The organism is Drancourtella sp. An12 (assembly GCF_002160935.1).
GTDB lineage: Bacteria > Bacillota > Clostridia > Lachnospirales > Lachnospiraceae > Sellimonas > Sellimonas catena.
The window spans coordinates 98,053-106,891 of sequence record NZ_NFLO01000009.1 but is presented as its reverse complement, the minus strand read 5'-3'; the positions used below and the strand labels follow the sequence as shown (position 1 = coordinate 106,891).

Genomic DNA, 8,839 nt, shown 5'->3' with positions numbered 1-8,839 from the left:
CTTTGAGATCATTATTGACGATATCAGCAGCCAGAAGAGAAGTAAAACGGAGCCAGTTTGTTTTTGCCGAATTTAGGAACCGATAAAAAGTGTTCTTTGAAAAATCTTCCTTAAAAGAGCCAGTTCGTTGCTGCATATACATGCTTCTTCCGACAAAAATGTTGCTGAGCTTGTAGCGGAGCAGAGAAACAGGTGAAACACCTTTTTCTTTCATCCCATTGCATTTGGCGAGAAGCTTGCCGACATGATGCCTGGAAAAAAATCTCTGAACACAATCAATTAACTCGTTCTCATCGCAATAGTTTTGTGGTATACTGGACATGGCATAAATCTCCTTTGTATAGATGGTTTTTCGTCAATTCCATTATACCAAACGGGACAGGTTTATGCCTTTTTTATTGGCTGAAATATTGAATTTTCAAGGTTCAACACACCGTATTGGTGTGGGAAGTTTTAGTTATTTATATTTAGCAGGAGCACAATATGAGCGGGCACTTGAATTGGAAAAACCAGAAAAAATGTTAAAAATGTCTTTGAATACACTTAGACAACTCTCACCAGATGATTGTAGCGATATGGGATATACTATTGAATGTAATATTTTGTATTACTTGAAAGAATATCAAGAAGTTCTGAAAATTTATAAAAAAGCAAAAGACAAATATGGTGAAGCAATAGTTGCTGGACAATGTGGGCGAGCTGCACTTTTTGCTGCTTTAGAAATAATGAGAGAAAGTAGTGGAAATATAGAAAAATTAGAAGAAGTATTGAATGAGGCGGTAGACTGCTATTTAAAGGTACCAACAAGTATGTTAGATAGTGCTAAACGTTATATCCCTATATTTGATTTTTACTTAAAATACAAAGAAAAGCAATATATACAAATAGCATTAATTGAGCTGTTTTTTGATTTGGTAGAGGTTTCTTCTGAGTTGATGGAAAAACTTTGTTTTGACGATGAATCTGTGGATTTGGGTTACTATACAAGTTTATCATCACTATACTATCTTTTAAATGATGATATGGAGGAGGTAAAATATAGAATTGCGTTGTTTGATGCGAGACATATGAATGATCCTAATGAGGGGAAAGTGCTGGACGAATATTTAGGAAAGGCAAATGGGGAAAAATATAATAAGCGGAGAGGCCAACTCAAAAGATGGAAGTATGATAATACAATTATTTTTTTAAAGTCATTCACTACAAAGGTAGACAGTTTACCTATGTGGGTACAATATGCGGATGAAGGAAAAGGCTGTTTTATTCGTATAAGTCAAGAAATGTTTAAAAAAGGACAAAAACTTGTAGAAAGTAGAGAAGATATGGAAATCAATAATCTTCGAAATGAAGAGTCGTATTGTTTATATAATGTTGCTTACTTTGATGGGCAAAAATTTTGTACCAGTAATGGAAAAGATGTTACGACATACATAAACGCAATGCAAAAAATTTATCTACAAATTTTAAAAGTGATAGATAATTGTACAGAGGAGATAAAAGACGACGTAGAGGAAGTTGTGAATTGTATTTTAAATCGTGTGCAATATCTGATCAAAAAAGATGATTATAAAAACGAGGAAGAGGTACGAGTATTTTTTATCAGGAATGGAAATGAGAAAGATATAAAGGAATCAAAATGTATTGAAGGAGGAGTACCGAGAATATATCTCCAATTGAAAGTATCAACAATTATTAAAGAAATTATTTTGGGGCCTAAAATTGGTAATGGTTATGATAAAGTCCCATACATATATTGGAAATTGCAGAAAATAAGTGAGCAACAACCTGTTAGCGTATCTCAGTCAGCCATCGAATATGTGTGATGTATATTTCATTGAAGTATTACTGAATCATTTATAAAGAGCAGTATATTTGTGATCAAGAAAATGTTTTAGACAAATGATTTGAAACAGACAAAAATGTTGGGCAATACTGAATCTGCGGAAAGATTTAGAAGGAACAGTAGCTCAGATTTTGTGAACAGAATCGGATGAAATGGACAGGATAATGCTAGGCCGATAAAATGATTTTGCGGCTTTGGGCAGGAAAATTCGTAATGATAGTCTTTTGAAAAGGTTTAAAAGGTTGTTATTAGGTGGCATTTACACTATAAAGTGTCTGAGTGGAGAATAGACATCTGTTTTAAAATATAGAAATATGAGAAAGGGGGTAAAATAATGAAAGATTTTTCCTTTTGGGAGGAATATGAAGGCGCATCTGAAGGAAGTGGTAGAAGTGAAAAAATTTGGCTTCAAAATCCTGCTACAGGTCAAACGGGCTTGTTTAAATTTAAAAAAGATATTGGTACAACAGATCACGTTTCTGAATGCATTGCTTATGAAATAGCAAAGTTGCTGGAAATTCCCTGTGCTAAGTTTGAATTGGGAATATATCATGGAAGAGAAGGTTCGATGAGTTATAATATTATAAAAAATTCTAATCAAAGTCTTGTTGAGGGAATCTATTTTATTACAGTAATATATCCGGAATATAATCCTGAACAGTTTATTGATAGTGTAACGAAGCATAGATATTCTATTGAAATGGTAAAAAAAGCAATAGAACCATTTGTACCAATAGAAGGTTTCTTGAAAATGCTAATGTTTGACTATTTAATAGGAAATTCAGACAGACATCAAAATAACTGGGCAATTATTATAGAAGATGATAAAATGGAATGGTCTCCATTGTATGATAATAGTTCTTCGTTATGTGCATATATTGCGGAAGAACAGATAGCAGGTTATTTTGGAAAAGATAAAACTAGGTGGAACTCACTAGTTGATACAAAATCAAGGTCATTGCTTCGATGTAAAGAGCTTGATGAAAAGCGTCCAACTCACTTAAATGTGCTGAAATATTTAAAAGAAAACTATTTTGACGAGACATGTGATTTTGCAAAAAAAATTTTTGCTATTATGACGGAAGAACAAATTTATGATATACTAAAAGTGTATTCGAAAGAGGAATTATCAGATAGTAAGAAAAAGTTAATTTCAAAATATTTATTGGAAAAAAGGCAGATGTTGAGAACGGTCTATTTTGGAGAGGAGGAGTAACGTGGCAATTAAAGATGGCAAGGACTATTTATATTTGATTTGGAAATGTGCTTCAAATAGACGACAATACATTGTTGGTCAGCTAACAAAAAATGGACAGTATGAGTTTCAATATTGTGAAGAAATAACAGAGGCTCTTAAAGTTGGATTTACACCTTTAGTATCATTTGAAAAATTAGAAGTTGTATATAAATCTGAAAAATTGTTTCCTGTTTTTGCCAGCAGGCTTCCAGATAGAAAAAGAAAAGATATCAACAAAATTTTAAAAAAATATGATTTGGAAGAGTACGATTCGTATCAGCTGCTAAAGAAGAGTGGGGCTAAATTGCCGATTGATAATTTACAATTTATTGATCCGATTTTAAATTATGAAAGTAGTTTTGAAAAATTATTTTATGTGGCTGGAGCAAGGCATTATTTGGGCTGTGATGGTAATCAGTGTAAGGAGGCAATTCAAGTTACAAGAGGAGATGAAGTTTTTCTGAAACATGAAGTTGATAATCCGCATGATGCAAATGCGATTCGTGTAGTCAATGAGCAACAAAAAACATTGGGATATGTCCCTAGGTATTACTCTCGAGCTTTTGTTAAGTTTATTGAGGAAGCTAGAGTTGAAGAATGCCATGTCGAGAATGTTTCAAAAGAGAATTGCTGCGATGAATGTATAAGGGTAGTAATAAAAATTACGGAATTAAAGAAATAATCAATTTTTAATTGTAATATGAATAATTGATTCAGTTAAAGTACAGAACGAATTCGAATGTTTGTTCTGTACTTTCTTTTTATACTTTGCTATAATAGCGGAAGAGAATGAAAATACTAGATTCATAAAGGAGATAATCATGGATCATTTTGAATTAGTATCAGAATACAAGCCGACCGGCGACCAGCCTCAGGCGATCGAACAGCTGGTTCAAGGTTTCAAAGAGGGAAATCAGTGTGAGACGCTTCTTGGTGTCACCGGTTCCGGAAAAACATTTACGATGGCAAACGTCATCCAGCAGTTAAATAAACCGACGATTATTATCGCCCACAATAAGACACTTGCCGCGCAGCTCTACGGTGAATTCAAGGAATTCTTTCCTCATAACGCCGTAGAGTACTTTGTCTCTTACTACGATTACTACCAGCCGGAGGCATACGTTCCGTCCTCAGACACCTACATTGCCAAGGATTCAGCGATCAATGATGAAATCGACAAGCTGCGGCATTCGGCCACTGCGGCGCTGTCTGAGAGAAAGGACGTTATTATTGTAGCGAGTGTTTCCTGTATCTATGGACTTGGTAGCCCGATCGATTATCAGAACATGGTGATTTCCCTGCGGCCGGGTATGATCAAGGACCGGGATGAAGTGATCGGGAAACTGATTGATATTCAGTATGACAGAAATGATATTGATTTTAAGCGGGGAACATTCCGGGTGCACGGTGACGTGCTGGAAGTATTTCCGGCGGGATCGGGAGAAAATATCATTCGGATAGAGTTTTTTGGCGATGAGATCGACCGGATCACAGAGGTGGATTCTCTGACAGGAGAGATTAAAAATGAGCTGAATCACATCGCGATTTTCCCGGCGTCCCACTACGTGGTATCAAAGGAAAACATGGACCGGGCGCTTGGACAGATTGAGGAGGAACTGGAACAGCAGATCCGTTTTTTCAAAAGTGAAGACAAGCTTTTAGAGGCGCAGCGGATTTCGGAACGGACGAACTTTGATATTGAGATGCTGAGGGAAACAGGATTCTGCTCCGGGATTGAGAACTATTCTAGACATCTGACGGGTCTGAAAGAGGGCGAACCGCCGCATACGCTTCTGGACTATTTCCCGGATGATTTCCTGATGATTATCGACGAGTCTCACAAGACGATTCCGCAGATTGGCGGAATGTATCATGGAGACCAGTCCAGAAAGACGACGCTTGTGGATTATGGATTCCGTCTGCCGTCAGCAAAGGACAACCGTCCGCTTAACTTTGAAGAATTTGAAAGCAAGATCAGCCAGGTGATGTTTGTGTCAGCGACGCCGGGCACCTACGAGGAAGAGCATGAGCTTCTGCGGGCAGAGCAGGTGATCCGCCCGACGGGACTTCTGGATCCGGAAGTGGAAGTGCGTCCTGTGGAGGGCCAGATTGACGACCTTATCGGTGAAGTCAACAAAGAAGTGGCCAAGAAAAACAAGATTCTGATCACAACACTGACCAAGCGGATGGCAGAAGATCTGACGGATTATATGCGGGAATTGGGAATCCGGGTGCGGTATCTTCATTCTGATATTGATACGCTGGAACGGACAGAGATTATCCGTGACATGCGTCTGGATGTATTTGACGTGCTTGTGGGAATCAACCTGTTGAGGGAAGGTCTTGATATACCGGAGATTACACTGGTGGCGATTCTGGATGCGGACAAGGAAGGATTTCTGCGTTCGGAGACTTCGCTGATTCAGACGATCGGACGTGCCGCACGAAATGCGGAAGGCCATGTCATCATGTATGCGGATACTGTGACGGATTCCATGAAAGCTGCCATTGACGAGACGAGACGGCGCCGGGAGATTCAGATGCAGTATAATGAGGAACACGGCATCACGCCGAAGACGATTCAAAAGGCAGTCCGCGATCTGATCAGCATTTCCAAGAAGGTGGCAAAACAGGAAAAGATGCTGGAGAAAGATCCGGAATCCATGAGCAGGGAAGAACTGGAAAAACTTGTAAAAGACTTGAACAAGCAGATGAAAAAGGCAGCCGCCGATCTGGATTTCGAGACTGCGGCAGAGCTGCGTGACAAGATGATTGAAATCAAAAAGCATCTGCAGGAGATAGATGGATAATAAGAAGGGAAAAAAGATGGGCAACAAACAGTATATCCGTATACGCGGAGCAAATGAACACAATCTGAAAAATATTGATCTGGACATACCGAGAAATGAACTTGTCGTACTGACGGGATTGAGTGGTTCCGGAAAGTCATCTCTTGCCTTTGATACGATTTATGCAGAGGGGCAGAGACGATATATGGAGTCATTGTCTTCCTATGCGAGACAGTTTCTGGGGCAGATGGAAAAGCCGAATGTAGAGAGCATCGAGGGACTTTCCCCTGCGATTTCCATTGACCAGAAGTCGACCAACCGGAATCCAAGATCAACGGTAGGAACCGTTACAGAGATCTATGATTATTTCCGTCTTCTCTACGCGAGAATCGGAATTCCGCACTGTCCGAACTGTGGAAAGGAAATCAAAAAGCAGACGGTGGATCAGATGACGGATCAGATTATGAGCCTGCCGGAGCGTACCAAAATCCAGCTTCTTGCACCGGTGGTAAGAGGCAGAAAGGGAACTCACGCCAAGCTTTTGGATAAAGCGAAAAAGAGCGGGTATGTCAGGGTCCGTATCGATGGAAATATGTACGAGCTGACAGAAGAGATCAGTCTGGAAAAAAATATTAAACACTATATCGAGATCGTAGTCGACCGGCTTGTGGTAAAGCCGGGAATCGAAAAGCGTCTGACCGATTCCATTGAGACCGTACTGAATCTGGCGGAAGGACTGATGACAGTCGACGTGATCGGAGGCGAGCCGATCAACTTCAGCCAGAGCTTTTCCTGTCCGGACTGCGGCATCAGCATTGATGAAATTGAACCAAGAAGTTTTTCGTTCAACAATCCGTTCGGCGCCTGCCCGGAATGTTTTGGACTTGGATATAAGATGGAGTTTGATGCAGACCTGATGATTCCGGATAAAGGACTGAGTATCAATCAGGGCGCGATTGCAGTGCTTGGATGGCAGTCCTGCATGGATCCGTCCAGTTTTACCAATGCCATCCTGCGTGCTCTCGGAGAAGCCTATGATTTTGATCTGGATACCCCGTTTGAAGAGTATCCGAAAAAAATTCAGGACATTCTGCTTTACGGAACCAACGGAAAGTCGGTAAAAGTCCGTTACAGAGGACAGCGGGGAGAAGGTGTCTATGACGTGGCTTTTGACGGACTCATAAAGAGTGTGGAAAGAAAATACCGGGAGACCGGATCGGAGGCGATGAAGGCCGAATACGAAACTTTTATGAGAATTACCCCGTGCCATGCATGTAAGGGACAGAGACTGAAGAAAGAGGCGCTGGCAGTGACGGTAGGCGACAAAAATATTTATGAAGTTACCGCAATGTCGATTGAAAATCTCCAGAAATTTCTCGAGAATCTGGAACTTACACCGGTTCAGGAAATGATCGGAGGCCAGATTTTAAAAGAGATCAAGTCCAGAACAGGATTTTTGATGGATGTAGGACTGGATTATCTGACGCTTGCCAGAGCAACCGGAACGCTGTCCGGAGGAGAGGCACAGAGAATCCGGCTTGCAACACAGATTGGATCCGGACTTGTCGGAGTCGCCTACATTCTGGATGAGCCAAGTATCGGACTCCATCAGAGAGATAATGACAAGCTGCTCAGTACGCTCAAACATCTTCGTGATCTTGGAAATACGTTGATTGTGGTAGAGCACGATGAAGATACCATGCTTGCTGCAGATTACATCGTGGATATCGGGCCGGGAGCCGGGGAGCACGGAGGCGAGGTAGTTGCTGCAGGTACAGCGGAAGAGATTATGAATACGCCGGGTTCTGTCACCGGAGATTACCTGAGCGGAAGAATCCGTATCCCTGTTCCGGAGAAACGGGCGGTTCCGTCCGGATATCTGAAAATTGTCGGGGCAAAAGAAAACAACCTGAAAAATGTCAATGTAGAGATTCCACTTGGCGTTATGACCTGTGTAACAGGAGTTTCCGGTTCGGGAAAAAGTTCTCTGATCAATGAAATCCTGTACAAAAAGCTTGCAAAAGTGCTCAATCATGCAAGAACGATCCCTGGAAAGCATAAAGAGATTCTGGGGCTGGAGAAGCTTGACAAAGTCATTAATATCGACCAGTCTCCGATCGGGCGTACGCCGCGGTCCAATCCGGCCACGTATACAGGAGTGTTTGACCTGATCCGTGACCTGTTTGCGGCAACGCCGGATGCAAAGGCGAGAGGCTACAAGAAGGGCCGGTTCAGTTTCAATGTAAAAGGAGGACGCTGTGAGGCGTGCAGCGGGGATGGAATCCTGAAGATTGAGATGCATTTCCTGCCGGATGTCTATGTACCGTGTGAAGTCTGTCACGGAAAGCGTTATAACCGGGAAACATTGGAAGTGAAATATAAAGGAAAGAGCATTTACGACGTGCTGGATATGACAGTGGAAGAAGCGCTGACCTTCTTTGAAAATGTGCCGAGTATCCGCAGAAAGATGGAGACGCTCTACGACGTGGGACTTTCCTATATCCGTCTGGGCCAGCCGTCTACCACCCTTTCCGGAGGGGAAGCACAGCGGATCAAGCTTGCTGCCGAGCTGAGTAAACGAAGTACCGGAAAGACTGTTTATATTCTGGACGAGCCTACAACAGGACTTCATTTTGCAGATGTCCATAAGCTGACCGAGATTCTCAGAAGACTTGCGGCTGATGGAAATACAGTCATTGTCATTGAACACAATCTGGATGTGATCAAAACAGCAGATTATATTATTGATATGGGTCCGGAAGGAGGAGACAAGGGCGGAACTGTGATTGCAAAAGGAACTCCAGAAGAGATCGTCGAATGTCCGGAATCCTACACAGGACGCTATCTCGCCCCATTCCTTAAGAAATAATGAAAGTTACAGATTCTGGGAAAAAACTCTTTCCATTTTCAGGAAGATTGATTATAATAACAAATGTATGCGTAGAACCAGAGGTTTATGAGTTCTGACAT

At 41.2% G+C, this 8,839-nt stretch carries 5 protein-coding genes and 1 pseudogene; 5 read left to right on the top strand and 1 reads right to left on the bottom strand.

The annotated features are described in order from the left end of the window. Positions 1-322: pseudogene (locus B5E64_RS18150) on the bottom strand (transposase); the annotation flags it as partial. Between the two features lie 76 nt (positions 323-398). On the opposite strand from B5E64_RS18150, the gene B5E64_RS09985 reads away from it, so the two are divergent. The 5 genes from B5E64_RS09985 (at position 399) to uvrA (ending at position 8,738) form a co-directional block, all read left to right on the top strand. Then, complete coding sequence (locus tag B5E64_RS09985) at positions 399-1,823, top strand: DUF2971 domain-containing protein (protein WP_162610175.1); 1,425 nt, start codon at positions 399-401, stop codon at positions 1,821-1,823. Between the two features lie 354 nt (positions 1,824-2,177). Continuing rightward, complete coding sequence (locus B5E64_RS09980; protein WP_087168369.1) at positions 2,178-3,059, top strand: HipA domain-containing protein; 882 nt, start codon at positions 2,178-2,180, stop codon at positions 3,057-3,059. A gap of 1 nt (position 3,060) precedes the next feature. Beyond that, a complete protein-coding gene (locus tag B5E64_RS09975; RefSeq protein ID WP_087168368.1) occupies positions 3,061-3,762 on the top strand; it encodes an HIRAN domain-containing protein in 702 nt (233 codons plus the stop codon). Positions 3,763-3,901: 139 nt separating this feature from the next. Continuing rightward, entirely contained in the window at positions 3,902-5,890 is a 1,989-nt protein-coding gene (uvrB, locus tag B5E64_RS09970; protein ID WP_087168367.1) for an excinuclease ABC subunit UvrB, read from the top strand. Next, positions 5,883-8,738, top strand: coding sequence for an excinuclease ABC subunit UvrA (uvrA, locus tag B5E64_RS09965; protein WP_242960141.1), 2,856 nt, complete (start codon positions 5,883-5,885; stop codon positions 8,736-8,738). Before uvrB ends, uvrA begins: the two co-directional genes overlap by 8 nt. Positions 8,739-8,839 lie beyond the last annotated feature (101 nt).

What these genes read in the sequence shown, in the direction of transcription:
- uvrA (WP_242960141.1), top strand. Translation starts at nt 5,883, where the DNA reads ATGGATAATAAGAAGGGAAAAAAGATGGGCAACAAACAGTATATCCGT.
- B5E64_RS09980 (WP_087168369.1), top strand. Translation starts at nt 2,178, where the DNA reads ATGAAAGATTTTTCCTTTTGGGAGGAATATGAAGGCGCATCTGAAGGA.
- uvrB (WP_087168367.1), top strand. Translation starts at nt 3,902, where the DNA reads ATGGATCATTTTGAATTAGTATCAGAATACAAGCCGACCGGCGACCAG.